The following is a 20582-nucleotide window of genomic DNA, read 5'->3' on the forward strand; positions in this document are numbered from 1 at the left end:
AAACCTTTGATTTTGCTAGATTTTGCAATCTAAGCACAAAATCTTTAGAAAAAAGTCAAATAAAAGTCAAATTGTAGCATTTCTTTGTAATTGTTTGCAATGTAGAAGTGGGGTTTTAGCAAAAAAGAGTTATTTAGTAAGCATTTTTTAAGCTATTTAGTGAAGTATTTGTGGCGTAAAATCACACAAAATCTAGCTCAAAACCAGCCATATTAGTGATTTTGGCTTCTCTATCAGGGATTCTACGCGCTTTTTGAGAAAAGGCAAGCTAGACAACGCCCGCCCTCTCTATTTCCTCAAATCCCCCTTAAATACGCTTCATACAGCTTAAAGCAATTTTACTTGCCTTTAAGCGTTGGGATATACTTAGATAGTGCGTCTATGTCCTCTGCGCTAAGGGAGGCTGCTTGTCCCCACATAGTCGCGCCTAGCCCAAATGTATTTAGCGTCTTTGCTTTGTAGCCTAGAAGTGAAGTTTTGATTTGCTCTGGCGTGAGCGTGTTTGTGATTTTACTTTTGCCAAGTGCTTGTTTCTCCATTTTTGGTCCGTGGCAGGACTGACATCTTTGCTTAATGATAGTGGCTGGGTCAGCTGCATTTGTGATAACCACCACCCCTAGCGATAAAGCACCTAGTGCAAGCACTTTTTGAAGTGAGTTCTCCATTTTCTCTCCTTTGGTTGTTGTGATTTCTTTAGGCGATTTTGGGGTAAATCTCACTAAAGCAAGCATATTATATTCCCAAAAAGCCAACAGAAATGAGATAAAGTTACAAAACGCAAAAATGCCATACAAAAGTAGCGCGACACACCACCCAAAACTATGCCAAAAGCACTATACAAAGAAGTAACGCACAAAATAAAAACAACGCAAAATCTCTATCAACCAAATTGCCAAGAAATTGCCAAAAATCACAAAAATGGAATCTCTTTTGCTTCAATCAAAGCCATACCAAATCGCCAAAAGCACATTTTACACGCGCAATTAAGGAGAATCTATGCGAGCAAAGCAGACAAAGGACTTTTTCAAAAGCTGGGATTTTTATGCTAGCTGGGGGAGTAGCACTGCTAGTTTTAGTGCCAAGCAGCCAAAATCTAGCCCAAATCTAAAAAAAACATTCAAAAATATAATATGTGGCTACGGAGCTAGAGTAATCGTAGCAGTGCTACTAGGTAGCGTAGCAATCGGTGTGCTTACCCCTGCAAAAGCCGAAAAAATCGGCGAAATAGCCAATGTCGTAGGCGTGCGCAACAACCAACTAATCGGCTATGGACTTGTCATCGGGCTAAATGGCACGGGGGATAAAACAAGCTCACGCTTCACAATGCAATCTATCGCAAATATGCTTGAGAGCGTAAATGTCAAAGTCGATGCAGAATCTATCAAATCAAAAAATGTCGCTGCCGTGCTTGTAACGGCGGATTTACCACCATTTGCAAGACAAGGCGACAAGCTAGATGTCAAAATCTCCTCCATAGGCGATGCCAAATCACTAGAATCTGGGATTTTGGTAATGACGCCACTTAGCGCGGTAGATGGCAATATCTACGCCGTAGCACAAGGGGGCGTAACCACAGGAACTTCAAGCAACCTCTTAAGCGCACAAGTCGCGCAAGGTGCAGTCGTAGAGCGTGAAGTCCCTTACAATCTCTTTAGCCAAGATAATATCACACTAAGCCTAAAATCTAGCAATTTCCAAAATGCCGTGAAAATCCAAGAATCCCTAAACAAAATCTTTGGCGAGCAAACAGCATTAGCGATTGATTCTCGCACCATAAAGGTAAGCAAACCCCAAGACATAACGCCTGTGGAATTTGTCGCGCTTATCCAAGAAGTGCAAATCGACTACTCCCAAGCAAACAAAATCATCATTGATGAAAAATCTGGCACAATCGTAGCGGGCATAGATATTCCTGTGCGTCCTGTTGTCGTTACTAGCGGAAATATCACGCTAAAAATCACAAACGAGCCACTAGAGGGCGAAAATCTAGAGCAACTAGATGCTACAAGTAGCTTTGATGAGGGGGCTGGCACGATAAGTGCGAGCGAAAAGTCCACGACTATATCAACCGTAGTCAAAGCACTGCAAAAAATGGGAGCTAGCCCAAAAAATATGATTTCTATCCTAGAAGCTATGCGACAAAGTGGCGCAATCGCAACCCCCATAGAGGTTATTTAGATAGAAATTATGCAAGTAGAAAATATTTAGCAAAGCAAAGGAGTGTCCAAATGAAAATCGATAGCACAAATGCCCTAAACCAATACCAAGCACTAAAAATCCAAAGCCTAGAATCTAGCCTAAGTAGCAAAGCACAAGGCAAGTCTACGCTTCACCACCAAGCAAACGCACTAAAAGACAATCCCACCCAAAAGAGCCAAAACGCTCAAAGCAAAGAGGATGCCGCACTAAAAGAGCAAACCGATGCGTTTGAAGCGATTTTGCTAAAATTTATGCTTGATAACGCGCTAAAGCTAGAAGACCCACTTTTCCCAAAGCAGCCCGGCACAGACATTTATCATAGTATGTATAAAGAATCATTATCCGAGCAGCTATCAGGTAGTTTTGGGTATTCAAAAGCATTGTATGATTGGCTAAAAGAGCAAGGCAAAGCCTAAAGTCATAAATCTTGCCAAATCTAGCAAACAAAGTCTATAAATGCCAAAAAACACCACAAACCCCGCAGGTAAAAAAATCTCAAGTGAAAATCTGCCAAACGAGATTTTGCCTAATGAGATTCTGCCAAACGAAATCTTGCCAAATGATTTCCTAAAAGACAATCCCCAAAATATCAAAGCATTGCTAGAGGAATTTATCCGCATTTCATACAGCTACGAAAAAGAAGTCAAAGACGCAAAAGCCCTCTATGAGCGACTTATCGAGACACTCCCAGAAGCGATATGGGTGTATAATCCAAATGGAAGTTTTTTTTATCAAAACAAGTTAGCCAAAGATTTAAGTGTGATTTTAGATAAGCTAGAATCACTAAAACACCACAAAGACTTACAAAGCAAAAAATCCGCGCCAAAATCCACCCAAGAAGAAATCACCTACCAAAACAAAATCTACCTTATACAAACAAACTATGTCAAAGCCAATGACACCGATGAGACGCAGTGGAACACCCTAATCACCGCCACAGACATCACAAGCCAAAAGCGACAAGATAGGCTTGCTTCTATGGGGCAAATCTCTGCCCACCTAGCACACGAGATACGCAACCCCATAGGCTCTATCTCACTGCTTATCTCTACCCTTGCTAAGCGTGCCACACAGGAGCAAAAACCCCTCATTAGCGAGCTTCAAAAAAGCATTTTTCGCGTAGAGCGAATCATCAAAGCCACGCTACTTTTTTCCAAAGGCATAAGCGCAAATCGCTCGCCCAACAAAATCTCCTCTTTGCGTGATGAATTGCGTGATACACTTGCGTATTATAGCTTTAGCAAGGATATAGATTTTGAGTTTGACTTTGTCGATAAAGTCGCGCTTTTTGACAAAGATTTGCTCTTTATTGCGTTGCAAAATTTCCTTTTTAATGCCATTGATGCGATTGAGGAGGGGGAAGCACAAAGAGGGAAAATCACTCTAAAAGCACAGCTAGATGGCGAGGAGCTTATCTTTAGCATACAAGATAATGGCAAGCCCTTTGATGAGGGGTTTGATGAAGTCGCGCTTTTTGAGCCATTTGTCAGCACCAAGCTAAAGGGAAATGGCTTAGGGCTAGCCCTCTCAAAGCAAATCATAGAATCTCATCAAGGCACTATCACGCTAAATGCAAACCAAAAGCTATTTATCGTGCGGATAAAGCGGGCATAAAATTTTATGGGCGAGATTTTGCAAGCAAGTTTTACAAGCAAAATAGTTTAAGGTATAAATTTAGGTTTTGGCAGGCATTATGCGTATAAAAAATATTAGCTTCTTTGCACTCTTTGCGCTATTTTTGGTGCTTTTTGGCTTTTGCTACTCTAATGAAAATTCTAGCGGGGATTTTAGCGAAAATTTTGGCATAAATTCTAGTGCGGATTTTAGCGAGGATTTTGACAAATCCACGCAAGTCTTCGCGCTTAGCAACTTTGATAAAAAGCTACTAGAAAATGGCTCGCTTCAAGGATATGTAGTAAGTGAAAAGCTCGATGGCGTGCGAGCACTATGGGACGGAGTAGTCCTAAAAAGCAGAAGTGGCAAAGCCTTTAGCCCACCAAAATGCTGGGTAGAAAATCTGCCAGATTTTGCCCTTGATGGCGAGCTTTTCATCGCTAGAGGGAAGTTTGAGGAAGTGCTAAGCATAGTAAGCAAGGGCGATAGTCAATGCGAGAAATGCAAGTGCGAGGAGTGGAGCAAGGTGGGGTATTTCATCTTTGATGTTCCCCAAGCAAATCAAAAATTAAATGCTAAAAATAGTGCTAAATCTAGCGCGGATTCAAGCGCAGAATCTAGTGCGAAATCCTACACACTTTTAGAGAGACTAGCCCTGCTAGAGAGTTGGATAGAAAATCGTGCAAACAAGACAAACAAAGCAAGTCAAGCAAAAACCACAAAAGCCAAAAATAGCGCGGATTTAGATAGCGCAAAAGCGAGTAAAAATCCTATCTTGCATATTATCCCCCAAGAGAGTGTGCCTAGCCAAGAAGCCCTGCAAAAAAAGCTAAAAGAGGTTGAAAAGCTCGGTGGCGAAGGACTTGTTATCCGCAAAAATAGCGCACCTTATGAGAGATTTCGCACGACAAATGCAATGAAGCTAAAATCATACAGCGACACCGAATGCGTAGTAGTAGCACACAATCAAGGCAAGGGCAAGTTTTCTCACGCGCTAGGCTCACTTACTTGCGAAAGCCTGCCACTAGATTTTGCCACCACAAAAAGCGCGAAAAATGCGGATTCCACACAGCCTGCACCGCTTACATTCCCCACACATTTGCGCAAAATCCGCTTCAAAATCGGTAGCGGCTTTAGCGACAAAGACAGAGCAGCCCCTCCACCAATCGGCACAATCATTACCTACAAATACTACGGGCTTACCAAAAATGGGCTACCAAGATTCCCCGTTTTTCTTAGAGTCTACTCACCTTAAATAGCCCAAATCGTCCTCACCCCACTTTCTAGCCACCACTTCATTGTAAATTTACAAACAAGCATAGTCAAATAAAATCTAACCAAGTGTATCAAAATGCAAATAAGTGCAAATAAACATAGCAAAGCCCACTTTGATAGAGCACTTTTTCTATCATCATTTTTTATCATTTTTATCATTGTTTTTTGCTACTTCTCTTTATCATCGCGATAGTAAAATCTAAAATACCTAGCCCATTAAATTCCCATTTATGCTTTATTTTTGAGAGTATCCATTCTCATTATGCCTTTCTTTTTGATAACTTTTAGAAATAATTACCATTTTGTAAAAAATTAAGATTTTTTTAAGAGTTTTTGCATTATTATCGCGTTCGTTTTTTAGCCCACTAGGGCAATCTAATCAAAAAGGACACCAAATGCAAACTCCGCGCAAACTATCTGCAAGCACACTTGCAAGCCTCCCTCCACATTTGCCTATACAGCCACTTAGCAATCTACTTAAAAATCAAATCCACTCACGCAAGCCACTTACACAAGCAACCTTTAAGCAAAATATCGCTCTATCAGCCATAGCTTTTCTAAGCCTATCTAGCGTTCTAAATGCCAACCCAAATGAGATTAACTTACAGGGGGGGGGGGCAGCACAAAATACAACACAAAATGTCTTAGAAAAAAATAGCACCAAAGAGCATTCCACTCAAACCACCTCGCAAAATCCTCAAACCACTTCACAAAACTCCACCCAAAATCCTATCTCTACAAACCAAAGCGATTATCAAGCAAACTCCTCCCAAGATTCCCTCATAGATTCTCTGCAAAATCCACAAACCACTTCACAAGATTCCACAATAGATTCCACCCAAAATATACAAACAAATCAATATGACAAAAAATCCAAACGCTACAACAAACTAATAAAACACGAAAGCAAATATGACGACCTCCAAGCAAAGCAGCTTGATAGAGTAGTAGTAAGTGCGAGTGGCTATGAGCAAGACATAAAAAACGCTCCCGCTTCAGTTAGCATTATCCCAAAAGAAGAGATTCTCACGCGCCCAGTGCGTGATATTGGCGAAGCGGTGCAAGATGTGCCCGGCGTGTATGTGGAGAGTGATAAGACAGGGTTTAACAAAATTTCAATGCGTGGGCTTAGCTCTGCTTATACGCTTATTTTGATTGATGGCAAACGCCAAAATGTCGCGCAGGGCTTTAGCTCTAATGGTTTTGGCGAGGCACTAAATGCAAATATCCCACCGCTTAGTATGATAGAGCGAATCGAAGTGATTCGCGGTCCTGCAAGCACGATTTATGGCTCTGACGCGATGGGCGGCGTTATCAACATTATCACAAAAAAGCATACGGATAAAACACAAAGCGGTATGCAACTTGACGCAAAATTTAGCGAAAATCCCAATGTCTTTGGCAATATCTATGGCGCAAATGGCTATGTAACCACGCCTTTACTTAAAAATATGCTCTCACTTAATTTGCGCGGTGGATATAAGATAGGAGAGCAAAATACCTTTCTAAAACCTGCAGGATTAAACGGCACAAACGGCGGAAGTGGAGGTGGGACGAATCCATACACTAATCCTTACGCCACGCATTCCGCTACGGGATTTACAAATTGGAATGCTGGACTTAGGCTAAACTACACACCCGAACCGCACAATAGCCTTTATTTTGACGCGGAGGCTTATTTCGCTCGTGTAGGTTCGCTAAATACTTCGCGCAATCAAATCACAGGAATCCGCGATTTTTATAAAATCAATTCCGTGCTAAACCACGATGCGAATTATGATTGGGGTAAAATCAACACTTATGTGCAGTATTCTGCCACTTTGTGGGCTTCACACTATGGATATACGGCAAATACTAGCACACCAAGCACTAGCGCAAGTGTAGCAGTGGGTGCTAGTAAAGGTGCTGGGGTGAATTGGGGCGCAGCAAGTATAAACCAAGATGTGGTATTTCAAAGCACTTACAACAATAGCTTTGATTTAGGCTGGGCTGGTGCGATAATCTTTAATGGTGGGGTTTATTACCTATATGAAAATCTATGGCGCAAGTCAAATGGCACTAAAATGGATATGCACCAAGTAGCACTTTTTGGCGAAGCAGAATATTTGATAAATGAATATATAAGCACCACTTTGGGTTTGCGCATAAATTATAGTAATAAATTTAACTCTCTAGCCGTGCCAAATCCGCGCTTTTATCTCAATGTCAATCCCACAAATTATCTCACATTTAAAGCTGGAATCTCAAGCGGTGTATTAGCCCCACAGCTAAGCTATCTCTATGATGGGTGGAATATGACTTCTGCAAATGCAGGTGTGCTTGGCAATAAAAATATTCAGCCTGAAAAGAGCTGGAATTACGAGCTAAGCGGGATTTTGGACTTTGAGGCTGTGAATCTAACGCTAACGGGATATTACACAGATTTCCGTGATAAAATCTCTACGCAACCATACACTGACGCAACCTGCACAAATGATAGCACTTGCTCGATTGTGCGAAATGTGGATAAATCACTCATCACAGGCGCGGAGGCGAGTTTTAAGCTAAAGCCGATTTATTATGGAATTGGGCTTGATATGAGCTATTCATTTGCCTACACAAAGATTTTGAGCGCAGCTTCACAAGGGTCGGCAAATGCCGAATACTACAAAGGCGAACCGCTAAACCTTATCCCACGACATAGCTTTGTGATAAAGCCCAGCTACAAAATTGGCGGATTTGAGGCATTTTTGCGCTGGAGTGGGAAATTTCAAACGCCTACGCCAACTCCCGCACCAAATAATAGCACCGCAGGAAACAACCTTGTGCGTGGGGCTATCGGCAAATACTACAAAAACTATCAAATCTTAGATTTGTCTCTTAGCTATAAGTTTTCAAATGGGCTTGGTGCGACATTTGCGGTAAATAACCTGCTAAATACGAATTTTTGGGAGCCTATTTTGTTTAGCAGCAATCAAAACTACACGAATCAATATCAACGAATCCTACCTAGCCGAAACTATTGGCTGACATTGAGATATGATTTTTAGATTCGTAAAAATTATTGACACGAATCGTGGATTTATTGCGATTGCAACAGCATAGAATTGTGGCAATCTATACGCTCATTGTCATTGCGAGGCGAATCGTAGATTTGCGCAAAGCAATCTATTTCCCCCTCCCTCTGCGGAGGGGGACAAAGGGGGTGGGTTCTTTTTCGTCATTGCGAGCAAGTCGCAAGACTTGCGTGGCAATCTAAAGAAAAAAAAAGATAGAGAAAAAGAATAGATTGCCACGAGAATCCTTGTGGATTCTCTCGCAATGACGATTGAGGGTGGATTGCCACGAATCTGACAAGTCAAATTCCAGCAATGACGGGAGTGGCGGACTGCTTCGTTGTGGCTTTTAGCCACTGCCTCGCAAAACAAGCGTAGTGCAGTTTCTTTAGAAAGCCTTTGGCTTCTTTAGTAAAACAAGGCGAAGCGAAGTTTCTTTAGTAATGACGAATTTTTCCGCGTTTTTACTCACGCAAAAAAACACCCACCCCCAAACCCCCTCGTGCTAAGGGAGGGGGTTTTTAAAAAGTCAAACACGGTTACTCTAAGGGAGGGGGGCTTTAAAGTCGCAAAAACACCCTCCGCTAGAATTTTATCATTTGGGAAAGCTTAAAAAGATTTTACACAAGCCTAGTTGTTTTTATCATATTATAAAAACATTTGTCATACTTAAGGGCGTAGCTCGAAGTATCCAAAGCAAAATCAAGTAGAGATATTTCGGTTTCTTGCGAAACCTCAATATGACAAGATAATAAATAAAAACAACTTAACAAAAATCTAAAGCTACAAACTCCTAATACCATACTTTGGCGAAATATAGCCCATTTGCACTCACAGGCTCTCGCCAAGCAGGTTTTTCCCCGCGTAGTTGGGAGAGAAAATCGCCAAAGTCCACTTCCCCCCTTGATACTGCTAGGCTAGCCCCTATCATCAGCCGCACCTGTGCGCGCAAAAATCCATCTCCCTCAATATAGATTCCAAAGCACTCATTGCCACCCCACTTAGATAGGCAAATTCTCTTTAGCCTAGTCGCATAAATCGTGCGTGTGGTTGTTTTGGCACTTGAGTTTGATTTTCTAAATAGTGCAAAATTATGCGTCCCTACAAATGCGTGTAAGCATTTTTGTAGCTTATCTACCTGCCCTACCCGCTCTAGTGCGACAAATGGTGCAAGAAATGGGCTTTGAAAATGTGGGGAGAAAAGATACAAATACGCGCGTTTTTTGGCGTCTTTTATCGGGCAAAAACTAAAATCCACTTCCTTTAAAGAGCGGATTTTGATATGAGGGTAGATTTTGGGAGCTAGGATTTTTGCTAGCTTAGATTCTTCCCAAAAGCTAGGCGCGTAAAACCGCACAACCATTCCTAGCGAATGCACACCTTTATCAGTGCGCCCAGCTCCAAGCACACTAGAATCTATGCCTATACTTTGCAGTGCCTCGCCTATTTTTTCGCTCACGCTTATGATATTGCGTGATTTTTGTGGGGCAAATCCACTAAACGCACCGCCGTTATACGCGATTTTTAGCGCGAAAGTTTTTTGCAGATTTTGCTTTTGTAGCGTTTGCATTAGCCTAATATCGCCTAAAAATAAATCTCCGATACAGCACATAAGAGCCCACAAGCCACACCAAAGGTAACGCAATAGTCCCTATAAGTGGTGCGTTTTGGCTCAAAACATACATAGCCACAAAATACCCCGCTACACTCACAAGCAAATACACATAGCTAAGATTTCTTTGAAATCTTGGATTTGCCACGCCAAAAAGCACTACTAAAAACACACTAGCGATAGGAAAAAGCGAAGCAAGCACCGCTTGGGCAAACCGCCTTGCTTGCGAGCTATTTCCCTCAAAAGCACTGCTCCAATACTCTATCAAATCATAGGAGCTAAGGCTTATGTCTTCGGTTTTGGAGTTTAGCCTCATTTTGGCAAAATATGCTTTTTGCACCTCATCAGGCTTAGCAAAATAAGCACTCCCGCTAGAAAGTAGCAGGCTAAATACGCCATCTTCGTTGGTAAGCTCCCCCTCTTTTGCTGTGATAAAGATTTCGTTATTTTCTATCGCGCTAGAAAAAAGCACCAAGCCTTTATAATGTCGATTGTTTGCTTCATCTGCATACACGAGCCAATCCCCAAGCCTTTGCCCAAATTCGCCCGCTTTTATGTTGATATTGACTTCGGCTTTTTTTTGATTGGCAAAGCTAGTGTATGCCGAGCGCGTGATAGGGATAAGTGCTAGCGAAAACACAAGTAGCACAACGCTTACAAATCCGCTTATCCACACAAATGAGCGCAAAATCTTGCGCGGGGAAATCCCAAGCGAGAAAAACACTAGCAATTCATAATCATAAGAAAGCCTTGATAGCCCAAGCACACACGCACAAAAAAATGTAATAGGGATAACAAAAAAAATCGCATTTGGAATCGCATAAGAAAAAAGCTGCAACAAGTCAAAAATGTTGATTTTTATCGCCTGTGTAGCAGCAGAGAGTGAGATAAGTAGCACGATAGAAGCCACAAAAAATAGCACCAAAAAAAACGGCATAAAAATCTGTCCCACAGCATAAAAAAGGTAGCGTTTCATCATTTTTGTGCCTTACATTGCTAGATAGATACCTTTTGCTATGCCGCCTAGCACGACAAAAGGGATAAGCGGTATGCGGCTAAAAAACTCCAAAGATTTTTTAGAATCCAAAAACTTATGCAGGCCAAGTGCGCCTAAAAAATCGCTTTTTGATTTTGCTGATTTTTTGGATTTTGTGTGTTTTGGGTAGTTTTTAGCGATTAGTCCAAGTGAAATCTTAGCACAAATAAATGCAACGCTAGCCAACACACAGCCCCAAAAAATACTACCAATCAAAAATGTAAATCCAAATAACCCACCAAAGCCAGCGCAAAAAATAATATCCCCCTCGCCCAAAATCTCTTTGCCCCTTAAAAGGACTTTGCCAAGTAATAATGCAAGAGATAGTAGCCCAGCAGCACACAGCGCGTGAAGTAGCACTTGGACAAAGTCATAAAACAAGCCATAAAAACTATGCGACATAAAAAACACTTTGCAAAGACAAAATGCCAAAAACACGACATTGTGCCAATCAAGCACAGCTAAATACTTGCAATCAAAAGCACAAAGCACAAACATAAACCCGAACAACGCACAAACATACACAAAAGCTAGAATCCTAATCAAATCATCGCCAAAGCCACTTTGCCACTCGCTAAAACCAATATTACCAAAACCACTGCCAAAAATCTCATAACGATATGGCACAAAATCTTGCAAATAAAACAAATAAGAATCAAAAATCTCTTTGTAAGAAAAAATATAGGGATAAAAATCCAACTTGCCAAACACCACAAACAAACACCCTGCAAAAAATGCCAAGAAAAAACGGCGATGATTTTTAGACAAAAAAGTTATTAAGATTTTTGAGATTTTGCTAGGGGATTTGAAAAATTTTTTATATTTTTTGTTTTTGGATTTTATGCGAGAGTTTGTGAAAAAATCTATGAGAGAATTTGTGCGAGATTTTGCGCAAGTGTTTGCATAACTTCTTGCGTGGTATTTTTTGTTAGATTTTTGGATAGATTTTGAAGTATTTGCACTCTCATATATATACTCATCTAGCGAGTTATCAAACATTTGTCTTGCAAACATTTGTTTTGTGAGATAATACACAAGCAAAAATACAAGCCCGCCACCCAAAATCACATAAAAACTCTCCACCTAAAACCTACCTAAATCCACACAAAATCTAAAAAATCTAAAATCCAAACCCAATCTCTACCCCAGCCAAAAAATTATCGCTTTTAGGATAGTGCCACGCGTTTATGGGGCTTGACTTCCCAAGCGATTCATATCGCAGATTTGTCCGCATATAATAGTGAAATCGCTTCAATATACGATAAGAAAACCCGACATACCCACCAAGTGCGTAGCTATACGCGCTTATGGTAGAATCTTTTTTGTCCTTATCTGCGCTAAATCCATAATATCCATTTACTACCACATCATAGCCCACCCCATATTCTAAGCGGATTTTGCGACTAAGCGGGACTCTGCCCTCTACTTCTACTCCTATATACTGAAGCATTCTAGAAAATCCGCGCTTGCCGCTAATATCGCTAAGGTAAGAATCAAGTGTATAGAGGACATTTAGATAGATAGGCGAAGTGGCTTTGTAAGTATTTGCGCCAAATTTCACGCGCATTTGCGTGCCGAAGTTTGTAGCGTTCACCTCTATGTCGCTTGGTAAAAAGCTCGCTTTCATATCGTTTTTTAGATTGCTTTTGCCAAAGCCTAAATTCAAATCCCCCACAAGCTGAATTTGCCCATTTGCAGGTGCGATTCTGCCGTGAATAGTGATAAACCCACCAGCATTTTCATTGATATTTTGTGGGGAGTCGGCTCTAGGCGATAAATGCGTGTAGTAAAATCCGCCACCACCAAAACGGACATTCTCTCCCTTTCTCTCGCAAAACTCTCCACCACCTTGCAATAAGCACGAAATCAAAAGGGTAGGCAAAAACGACATACAAACTCCTTAACTTAAATTTATAAAAGATTTTAGGATAAAGCATTGTATCAAAGCAAAATAAAGCAAAACCTAGTAAGGCAAATTTTAGCAAAGCAAAAATTAGTAGAGTGAAATTTAGCGAAGCAAAATAAAGCAAAATCAAACACAACACTGCAAGAAAACCACAAAAATCAAACAAAAACAATGCCATATCTCATTAACCATACCAAATCAAAGTGGCTACCAAAAAAAGTTCTGTAAAAAACTTCGCACTAGCTAAATTTGGGATTTTGATTTTGTTATGGCTAAAACTTGATTTTGCTTTACTTTACTTTACTTGGCTTGATTTTGCTTGATTTGGCTTGCTTGATTTTAGTTGCTAGGGGCTTGCGCTTGACTTTTAGTTGGCTTACTATTGCATCGTCCCTTTTACAATCGGCACAAAAAGACAATCTTCTAGCACCTCCTCATCTACAAGCCTACCACTATTTTTCAAAAATCGCTTGATGACTTGCCTTTGCTCCACTTTGCCACTTGGTGTGGTGCGCTCTTCAAGCATAGGTGCTAGCAGGATTCCCCCCTCCTCTAGCTGCTTGATAAGCGCGCTAGGGACGCTATCCTCTAAGCACGCAGAGAGTAAAATCCTATCATAAGGCGCATACTCTGCCCAGCCACTTTGCCCATCGCCAAACTTCGTGTTGATATTTAGCACCCCACTTGCGCGAATTTTTTCTCGTGCTTGGAGCAAAAGCCTCTCAATCCGCTCTATGCTAAAAACACGGCGAAATCCGGCCTTTGCAAGCACCATAGCTTGATAGCCACTGCCTAGTCCCACTTCTAGCACGCTATCGCCCTGCCCTAGATATTGCGTCATTTTTGCCACTGTGAGAGGCGAGCTGATAAACTGCGCTCCTTGTATTGGCAAAGGATTTAGCTCATAAGCCAAATGGCTAAAATCACTCACAAAATCAATTCTATTGACACTCATTAGGGCTTCTCTTACCCACGATTCTAGCTCTAGATTTTGAGAAGCAAACGCTTTTGCAATGTCATCACACATAGATTCTAGTTGACGGATTTGGGCTAGCCTCTCTATCACTGCGTAAGCCTTATATTTATGTATTTTCGCATTTTTTCGACCTCATCTAGCTCGATTGTGTGGCTGATGACTTGAGCTTCATCATCGGCATAGACTTTGCCATAGGGCGTGATAATCGCACTAGATTTTGCCATTTGCAAGTTTGCGCCACCACTTGCTATGACAAAGCATTGATTGGCTATGGCTAGGGCTTTGCAAAGCGTCTCAAAATGCTCTTTTCTAGCTTTGCCCCATTGAGCTGGCACAAAAATCACTTCAACCCCACTTAGCCGCTTCCATAAGTCAATGAAGCGTAGCTCAAAGCAGATAAGCGCACCACAAGTGATATTGCCGATTTTAAATGGAATCATCTCATTTAGCCCACCACTTGCAAAATGCAGATGCTCATCGCCTAGCAAAAATAGCTCGTGCTTTGCTTGCTTGTGGATAAGCTCGCCATTACAAAAGACTTTTAGGTTGTTATAAAACTTGTGGTTTTTCTTTTCTATCATCGTAGTGATTATCGTGCGTCCGCCTAGACTTGCTTCTAGTAGCTCTTGAGTAGCAATCTTGCTAAACTCATCTGCTTTGTCCATTTTTTGGTAGCAAAACCCACTTAGTGCAAGCTCGGGCGTGAGTATCACGCTATCCTCATCACTAGATTTTGCCACCTCCAAGATTGCTTGTAGATTTTGACTAAAATCCTGCTTTGTTTTGATTTGCAACGAATAGATTTTCTTAGAAGTCATCAAATTTCACACTCCCTTTTTGATAGTTGGTTACCTTTGCTTCAAAGAAGTTTGTTTTTTGGTCGTTAAATTTTGCAAAATTATCAACCCACTTGATAGGATTTGTAGCATTATAGATTGGCTTAAACCCAACTTTTGCTAGTCGCTCATCTGCGAGGGATTTTATGTATTGTGAGATAATATCACTTGTAAGCCCCAAAATCTGCCCTTGAGTGATATAATCCCCCCAAGCAGATTCTATCTCTACGGCTTTTTTAAACATTTCAATGACTTCTTCTTCTAGACTAGGGGTAAACAAATCCGCCCTTTCTTTTCTCAAAGAATTGATAAGCTGCTGAAACAAATACAAATGCGTAACCTCATCTCGCTGTATAAATCGAATCATCTGCGAGCTTCCTAGCATTTTGCCACTTCTTGCAAGCGTATAAAAATAGCAAAATCCGCTATAAAAATAAATCCCCTCCAAAATCTGATTGGCAAACATTGCTTTTAGGACATTTCGCTCTGTGGGGTTGCTTGCTAGCTCCATATACACTTGAGCGATATAGTCGTTTTTGCTTCTTAGCTGCATATCCACTCGCCACATATCATAGATTTCATCGGTGTTTGCGCTGATAGACTCTACCATTACAGCATAGCTTTGAGAGTGCAAAGCCTCCTCATAAGCTTGGCGCACCAAGATTAGATTGATTTCAGGGCTTGTTATGTAGGGATTTACATTGTCGATTAGGTTGTTTGTCTGCAAAGAATCCATAAAGATAAGTTGTGCCAACGCCCTATCATAGCCGATTTTTTCTTGTGGAGTAAGCGTGCTTTCATAATCTTTTTTATCGGGATTCATATTTACTTCTTCAGGAAACCAAGTGTTTGCAAGCATTGTTTTCCATAGATTATATGCCCATTGATATTTGATTTTGTTTAAATCAAAAATACTCGTAGGGTCACCTCCAAAAATCCGTCTTTCATTTACGCTTTTTTCGGTGGAATTTGGGTTGTAGATTTTTTTGCGTTTGACTATGGTATCGCCTGTTTTAAATGTGTCGTTGCTTGTCATTGGCTATCCTTTGCTTATGAAGTGTGATTGAAGTATGAGGCAAAATCTAATACTGCTAAATCTAGTCAAAATCTCTGCACTAGCAGAAGCTAGCAAATAATGCTAGCAAGGGAAGCTAACACAAAAAACTAGCGAGAAAATCTTGCAATAAATTCTCAACAGCAAAGATTTAAAAAACAATTTGGAAGTATAACAACAAAAGACTTAAAACCTAATAATAAGCCAAGACATTTTTAGAAAAATTACACAAAAATTTTGTGGATTTTTGTGTGTTAATTATCTATTCATTGTCAAATATTTTTTATGTGAAATTTATCACAAAAATGCAGAAAAATTAAACTTTCTTTTATGATAGTTTTGCTAAAATCACGCCTTTTATACTCTAAATAAAGGCAATGCAATGAAAAAAGGAATCCACCCAGAATATGTCCCTTGCAAAGTTACTTGCGTAACAAGTGGTAAACAAATCGAAGTGCTAAGCACCAAACCAGAAATCCGCATAGATATTTCTAGCTTTTGCCACCCATTCTACACAGGAAGCGACAAAATCGCTGACACCACAGGACGAGTAGAAAAATTCCGCCAAAAATACAATATGAAATAGCCCTTAGGCTATCGCCACTTCTGTGCTTACGCTTATCCCCACTCCGCTAGGCAATCTAAAAGACATAACCATTAGGGCTTTGGAGCACCTAGCCACAGCCAAAGTCGTGCTATGTGAGGATACGCGTGTAGCCAAAAGCCTTTTTAAAAATCTATTTGATAGATTTGAAAATAACTTTGAGCGTAAATTCACAGACAATCTTGCAGGCAAATGCGATTCTCCAAAAACTCCACTAGATTCCACCAAAAATCCAAAAACTCTAAATCCAAAATCTAAGCAATTTATCTCCTTGCATTCTCACAATGAGCAAGATTTCCTATCCACTATTGCGCCTGATTTTTTCTCCCAAGAAGTCATCTACATAAGCGATGCAGGTATGCCAAGTATTTGCGACCCGGGCGCACTAATTGTCAAATACGCACAAAAGCACAATCTCCCTTATAATGTGCTTGTGGGTGGCTGTGCGCTAAGTGCTGCATTTTGCTTTAGTGGATTTGCCTCTCAAGGCTTTGTATTTGGTGGATTTTTGCCACACAAAAACAAGGAGCGCGTAGCCAAACTCCAAGAATGCGCCATATCAAGCCTCCCTACGATTTGGTATGAAAGCCCTCACAGAATCCTAGATTCCCTGTGCGACATTGATAGACACCTGCCAGATACTCACATTTTTGCCATAAAAGAGATTAGTAAACTTCATCAGCGACACTTTAGTGGCAAAGCAAACGAGATTTTATCCGCACTTAGCCCAAGCAATGCGGGCAAAAAAAATAGCAATGATGATAGCAAAATCTTGCAAGGCGAATGGGTGCTTATCCTAGAGCCTAGCAGTGCTAAACTCCCTTGCCTTACACTATATGAGAACGACATTATCTCCCTAGAGATTCCCCCCAAAGCAAAAGCTAAGCTACTATCAACACTCACGGGCAAAGATGCAAAAACCATTTATGCCTCCCTCACAAAAACCTAGAAAAATCGCAAAAAACAAAAGCTAAAAATCTACAAACAAAATCTCTAAGGATAAGCAAAATGCCAACTAAAAACCCACGCTACAAGCACCCTCAAACTGATTCTAAGACTTCCAAAAAACCGCAAGATTCCTCACAAAATCTTTTGCAAAATCACTCACAAAACCCACCCAAAACTTCGCACAAAGCCCTGCAAAACCTCCTGCAAAATTTCTCGCAAAACAACTCGCAAGATTCCCTAATCATCTATGGCAAGCAGATTTTACTCTCCATCATCACTCATCACAGCGACAAAATAGAACAAATCTACCTCTCAAAAGACATAGACAAAGCTACCTTTGCCTATCTAAAATCAGCCAACAAACCCATAATAAAAATCGACAACAAAAAAGCCCAAGCCCTCGCACGCGGTGGGAATCATCAAGGATTTTTAGCTTCTATTTCGCCCCTCACACCTCTAAGCCTAAAAGAAATAAAACAATATGACAAAATCATCGTGCTTTGCGGGCTAAATGATATGGGAAACATCGGCGGGATTTTTCGTAGCGCGTATTGCTTAGGAGTAGATGCAATCATTTTGGCAGATTCATTTAGTGATTTTGCTACCAAACTCACTGCCAAATCCGCACAAAAATTTGCAACCATTACACGCTCCTCGGTAGGTGCGGCGTTTGATATGCCTTTTTGCATTGTCCCTAGTGCGCTAGAAATCATTAGCGAGCTAAAAGAAGCGGGATTTATGTTACTTGGCACAGCACCACAAGGCGAAAATATCAAAGATTTTAGAGAATCCAAAAACTACCAAAAAAATAAATGGGCATTATTTTTAGGCAGTGAAGAGAATGGATTATGCGCAAAAATAACAAAAAAATTTGATAAAATTCTAAGCGTAAAAATGCACCGCGATTTTAACTCGCTCAATGTAAGCGTAGCAGCGGGGATTGTTATGTCATATCTATTAAATTAAGGAGTTAGAATGGATGAAAATATCCAAAAATTACAGCAAATCGGCATTAAAGAGATTTCCAAGCAGACAAGGATTTCTAGCTCTCGTCTAAAAAACATTTTTGAGTATAATTTCGCTAATTTCAAGCGCGTGCATTTGGTGGGCTTTTTGCAGATTTTGGAGCGCGAATACAAAATGGACTTATCAAGCGTCTTAGAAGCCTATGATAGATTTGGCGAAAATGACGGAATGCAAGTCCCTTATGATGAGGATTTGCAAGATGATTTCTATCAAGCAAAATCCACTGCCAAACACACAAAGAACCAAGAAGCCCAAGAGCACACACCTAGCCACTCTACACAGCAAGAACCCAAAAAGGCACAAGAACAAATCACTTCTTTTGACTTTGGCGTGATTGACACAGATAATGAACCAAAGCAAAAAACTCCAAAAGAGATTCCACACATTGACTTGCGACTTGATATTGATGAACCCAAAAAAGAAAGCCAAGTAGACACAGCAAACATAAAAGAGAGCAAGTCAAAAGATGAAAATCCTGCAAAAATCCTGCAAAAATCAAAAGAGCCAAAATCCCCAAAAGAGAAAAAATCAATCCAAATTCACAATGAAACGAGCTTTGACACACAAAAAAGACGATATGACTCCATAGACACACGCAAAAAAGAAGCCATCTCAAAGCAGAGATTCTACCTAACTATTGTTTGCACAATCATCGCTGTGCTTATCTACCTCATCTACCAAAACCTCTCCGCACAAAAGCAAATCAACCAAGCAGACAATGACTTGATAATCCCCGAAGAAACAGATAGAAGCTATGAAACGCAATCTATTGAGCAAAATCCACAAAATGGACAAAGCCAAGCAAGCGAGCAAGCCCTAGAAAACACTCAAGACACCCAAGATGAAGAAGCTACAAAAGAAACCCAAGAGGGTAGCACAGATGTGCAAGCACTAGATTCTACCCAAGCAAGTGCCACAAACCAAAATCTACAATCCCTCCAGCCCACACAGCCTGCCCCACAAATCGCAGGCAAAATGGTGCTAAAAGCAGAAACTATGCTGTGGTTTGATATTGTGGATTTGGATACAAATAGACGCAAATATCAAGGTGTAACAAGCGACACCTACTCTATCGACAAAGATGACAACCACAGGTGGCTACTTGCATTTGGGCATAGCAATTTTAGCCTAAGTATGAATGGTGCGTCCGTAGATGTCCCCCGCCTAGATGTGCCACTATACTTTATCTATGAGCCTGCAAGCGGATTTAAGCGCGTAGATAATGTAACTTATAAGCGACTATCCGACCAAGCACGCTAGCGATTTGACAAAATAGCAAAACAAAATAGTAGAAGTAGTAAAGGCAGTAGAATCTTTACTAAAGCATTAAAGTTTTTTGCTTTGCCCTAGATTTTTTGATTTTATCTCTACCCACGCATAGACACACAAAATCAAATCTAGGGCTACCACAAATCTAAGCTAGAAAATCTAAAATTCCACACGCCTCATAAAGTCAAACAAAAAAGGCAAACAATGAAAATCCTGCGACAATTCTTTTTTTATCTCCTTTGTGCCACGCTTTTTTACACTCCTAGCCTTGCTGATATAGTCGATGACAAAGTCCAAGAAATCATAGGCGAAAGCTCATACAACCAAAACAAAGCATTCATAGCCAAAATATTTCAAAACAAAGCCCGCTTTGTCATCTCTGGCACAGAGCGCGTAAATATCGCCCTACTTCTAAAAGAATTGCGTGATAATGGATTATTACAGCTAAAATTCCCAACCCCACTAGAGCTAAAAGCCCGCTTTGTATCAGAGTCCTCGCCTGTATTGCTAAGCTACACGCTAAATAATGTCCTCTCCTCCATTGGCTATTCGTTTTTCATCACTTCAAAATCTGCCAAAATCAAAAACTTCTCTATGATAGAGTTTTCACTCATTACCGAGCACGCACTTGACCCGATGATACTCATAGGCGAGCTACAAAGGCGTGGATTTCGTCTAAATGATATAAAAAAGCTCTCCATAAACGAGTGGGAATACTACATAGGCGCGACAAATCCACAGCTTTTTAATGCCAAGCCAATAAGTGTAGGCAACACACTTATTTTGCGCGAAGTGAGCGGACAATATTGGCTAAACACCATTTCAAAAGGCACGCTAAATATCATTGCAAATGCAAAGTGGATTCCCCGCGTGGTGTGCTATGACAAAAATCTAGAAATCATAAACCTAGTAGTAGCCACCACCCCACAAGCCCGACTAAGCCTAAAAATAGATAGCAAGACTGCCTTTGTGATGATAACCGATGCACAAAATCCAACAATGATTAAGCAAATCGACATTGCATTTTCGTTTTAGTCTATTTGAGTTTTTTGGTTTTTTGGTTTTTGCTTATATTTTTACCTAAATCTAGCTTTTTTTATTTTTTGCCAAAAACGCTTTTTTACGCACATTTACAGGGTTTGCGCAAGCAAATATCACAATGATAATAAAGATTCCCCCCCTCCTTTGTGCG

20 protein-coding genes are annotated in these 20582 nt (G+C 40.6%); 11 read left to right on the forward strand and 9 right to left on the reverse strand.

The features are described 5' to 3' along the window. Nucleotides 1-338: 338 nt before the first annotated feature. Nucleotides 339-665 carry a c-type cytochrome gene (locus HMPREF2086_RS06620; protein ID WP_023928015.1) on the reverse strand — a complete coding sequence of 109 codons (327 nt, stop codon included), beginning with the start codon at nucleotides 663-665 and terminating at the stop codon, nucleotides 339-341. Nucleotides 666-821: 156 nt separating this feature from the next. Between HMPREF2086_RS06620 and HMPREF2086_RS12125 the strand changes: the two genes are divergently transcribed. The 6 genes from HMPREF2086_RS12125 (at nucleotide 822) to HMPREF2086_RS06655 (ending at nucleotide 8117) form a co-directional block, all read left to right on the forward strand. Further along, on the forward strand, nucleotides 822-1049 hold the full coding sequence (locus HMPREF2086_RS12125) for a hypothetical protein (RefSeq protein WP_034560433.1): 228 nt from the start codon (nucleotides 822-824) through the stop codon (nucleotides 1047-1049). Next, nucleotides 997-2178, forward strand: a complete 1182-nt coding sequence (locus tag HMPREF2086_RS06630) for a flagellar basal body P-ring protein FlgI (RefSeq protein ID WP_023928016.1) — start codon at nucleotides 997-999, stop codon at nucleotides 2176-2178. Before HMPREF2086_RS12125 ends, HMPREF2086_RS06630 begins: the two co-directional genes overlap by 53 nt. A 50-nt stretch (nucleotides 2179-2228) precedes the next feature. After that, nucleotides 2229-2615: a rod-binding protein gene (locus HMPREF2086_RS06635; RefSeq protein ID WP_023928017.1), complete on the forward strand. Its 387-nt coding sequence runs from the start codon at nucleotides 2229-2231 to the stop codon at nucleotides 2613-2615. Nucleotides 2616-2655: 40 nt separating this feature from the next. Beyond that, nucleotides 2656-3813 (forward strand): sensor histidine kinase, encoded by a 1158-nt coding sequence (locus HMPREF2086_RS06640; RefSeq protein WP_023928018.1) that lies wholly within the window; start codon nucleotides 2656-2658, stop codon nucleotides 3811-3813. A gap of 79 nt (nucleotides 3814-3892) precedes the next feature. Next, nucleotides 3893-5068 carry an ATP-dependent DNA ligase gene (locus HMPREF2086_RS06645; RefSeq protein WP_023928019.1) on the forward strand — a complete coding sequence of 392 codons (1176 nt, stop codon included), beginning with the start codon at nucleotides 3893-3895 and terminating at the stop codon, nucleotides 5066-5068. A 415-nt stretch (nucleotides 5069-5483) separates the two neighbouring features. Further along, nucleotides 5484-8117, forward strand: coding sequence for a TonB-dependent receptor domain-containing protein (locus HMPREF2086_RS06655; protein WP_023928020.1), 2634 nt, complete (start codon nucleotides 5484-5486; stop codon nucleotides 8115-8117). A gap of 81 nt (nucleotides 8118-8198) precedes the next feature. Here the strand turns inward: HMPREF2086_RS06655 and HMPREF2086_RS11590 are convergent, their stop codons facing one another. The 8 genes from HMPREF2086_RS11590 to HMPREF2086_RS06690 form a co-directional block, all read right to left on the reverse strand. Then, nucleotides 8199-8480, reverse strand: a complete 282-nt coding sequence (locus HMPREF2086_RS11590; RefSeq protein ID WP_148374481.1) for a hypothetical protein — start codon at nucleotides 8478-8480, stop codon at nucleotides 8199-8201. Nucleotides 8481-8916: 436 nt separating this feature from the next. Next, nucleotides 8917-9693 carry a pseudouridine synthase family protein gene (locus tag HMPREF2086_RS06660; protein WP_023928021.1) on the reverse strand — a complete coding sequence of 259 codons (777 nt, stop codon included), beginning with the start codon at nucleotides 9691-9693 and terminating at the stop codon, nucleotides 8917-8919. 4 nt (nucleotides 9694-9697) lie between these two features. Further along, the gene (locus HMPREF2086_RS06665) at nucleotides 9698-10714 is read right to left on the reverse strand and encodes an LptF/LptG family permease (RefSeq protein WP_023928022.1); all 1017 of its coding nucleotides are present in this window, start codon (nucleotides 10712-10714) and stop codon (nucleotides 9698-9700) included. Between the two features lie 9 nt (nucleotides 10715-10723). Further along, nucleotides 10724-11854: a prepilin peptidase gene (locus HMPREF2086_RS06670; RefSeq protein ID WP_034560436.1), complete on the reverse strand. Its 1131-nt coding sequence runs from the start codon at nucleotides 11852-11854 to the stop codon at nucleotides 10724-10726. Between the two features lie 37 nt (nucleotides 11855-11891). Further along, nucleotides 11892-12662 (reverse strand): hypothetical protein, encoded by a 771-nt coding sequence (locus tag HMPREF2086_RS06675; RefSeq protein ID WP_023928024.1) that lies wholly within the window; start codon nucleotides 12660-12662, stop codon nucleotides 11892-11894. A gap of 394 nt (nucleotides 12663-13056) precedes the next feature. Continuing rightward, a complete protein-coding gene (locus HMPREF2086_RS06680; protein WP_034561334.1) occupies nucleotides 13057-13704 on the reverse strand; it encodes a protein-L-isoaspartate(D-aspartate) O-methyltransferase in 648 nt (215 codons plus the stop codon). A gap of 35 nt (nucleotides 13705-13739) precedes the next feature. Beyond that, nucleotides 13740-14471 carry a carbon-nitrogen hydrolase family protein gene (locus tag HMPREF2086_RS06685; protein ID WP_023928026.1) on the reverse strand — a complete coding sequence of 244 codons (732 nt, stop codon included), beginning with the start codon at nucleotides 14469-14471 and terminating at the stop codon, nucleotides 13740-13742. Then, the gene (locus HMPREF2086_RS06690; RefSeq protein WP_023928027.1) at nucleotides 14461-15525 is read right to left on the reverse strand and encodes a ribonucleotide-diphosphate reductase subunit beta; all 1065 of its coding nucleotides are present in this window, start codon (nucleotides 15523-15525) and stop codon (nucleotides 14461-14463) included. Before HMPREF2086_RS06690 ends, HMPREF2086_RS06685 begins: the two co-directional genes overlap by 11 nt. Before the next feature lie 400 nt (nucleotides 15526-15925). On the opposite strand from HMPREF2086_RS06690, the gene rpmE reads away from it, so the two are divergent. The 5 genes from rpmE to HMPREF2086_RS06715 all read left to right on the forward strand — a co-directional run bounded on the left by rpmE (nucleotide 15926) and on the right by HMPREF2086_RS06715 (nucleotide 20425). Beyond that, the gene (gene rpmE, locus HMPREF2086_RS06695) at nucleotides 15926-16129 is read left to right on the forward strand and encodes a 50S ribosomal protein L31 (protein WP_023928028.1); all 204 of its coding nucleotides are present in this window, start codon (nucleotides 15926-15928) and stop codon (nucleotides 16127-16129) included. Between the two features lie 22 nt (nucleotides 16130-16151). After that, nucleotides 16152-17096, forward strand: coding sequence for a 16S rRNA (cytidine(1402)-2'-O)-methyltransferase (gene rsmI, locus HMPREF2086_RS06700; RefSeq protein WP_023928029.1), 945 nt, complete (start codon nucleotides 16152-16154; stop codon nucleotides 17094-17096). 59 nt (nucleotides 17097-17155) lie between these two features. After that, the gene (gene rlmB / locus HMPREF2086_RS06705) at nucleotides 17156-18061 is read left to right on the forward strand and encodes a 23S rRNA (guanosine(2251)-2'-O)-methyltransferase RlmB (protein ID WP_023928030.1); all 906 of its coding nucleotides are present in this window, start codon (nucleotides 17156-17158) and stop codon (nucleotides 18059-18061) included. Nucleotides 18062-18070: 9 nt separating this feature from the next. Further along, complete coding sequence (locus HMPREF2086_RS06710; RefSeq protein WP_023928031.1) at nucleotides 18071-19381, forward strand: hypothetical protein; 1311 nt, start codon at nucleotides 18071-18073, stop codon at nucleotides 19379-19381. A gap of 213 nt (nucleotides 19382-19594) precedes the next feature. Beyond that, nucleotides 19595-20425 carry a hypothetical protein gene (locus HMPREF2086_RS06715; protein ID WP_023928032.1) on the forward strand — a complete coding sequence of 277 codons (831 nt, stop codon included), beginning with the start codon at nucleotides 19595-19597 and terminating at the stop codon, nucleotides 20423-20425. The last annotated feature ends 157 nt before the right edge of the window (nucleotides 20426-20582 follow it).

Origin of the sequence: Helicobacter macacae MIT 99-5501 (genome assembly GCF_000507845.1) — a bacterium.
GTDB classification, from domain to species: Bacteria; Campylobacterota; Campylobacteria; order Campylobacterales; family Helicobacteraceae; genus Helicobacter_B; species Helicobacter_B macacae.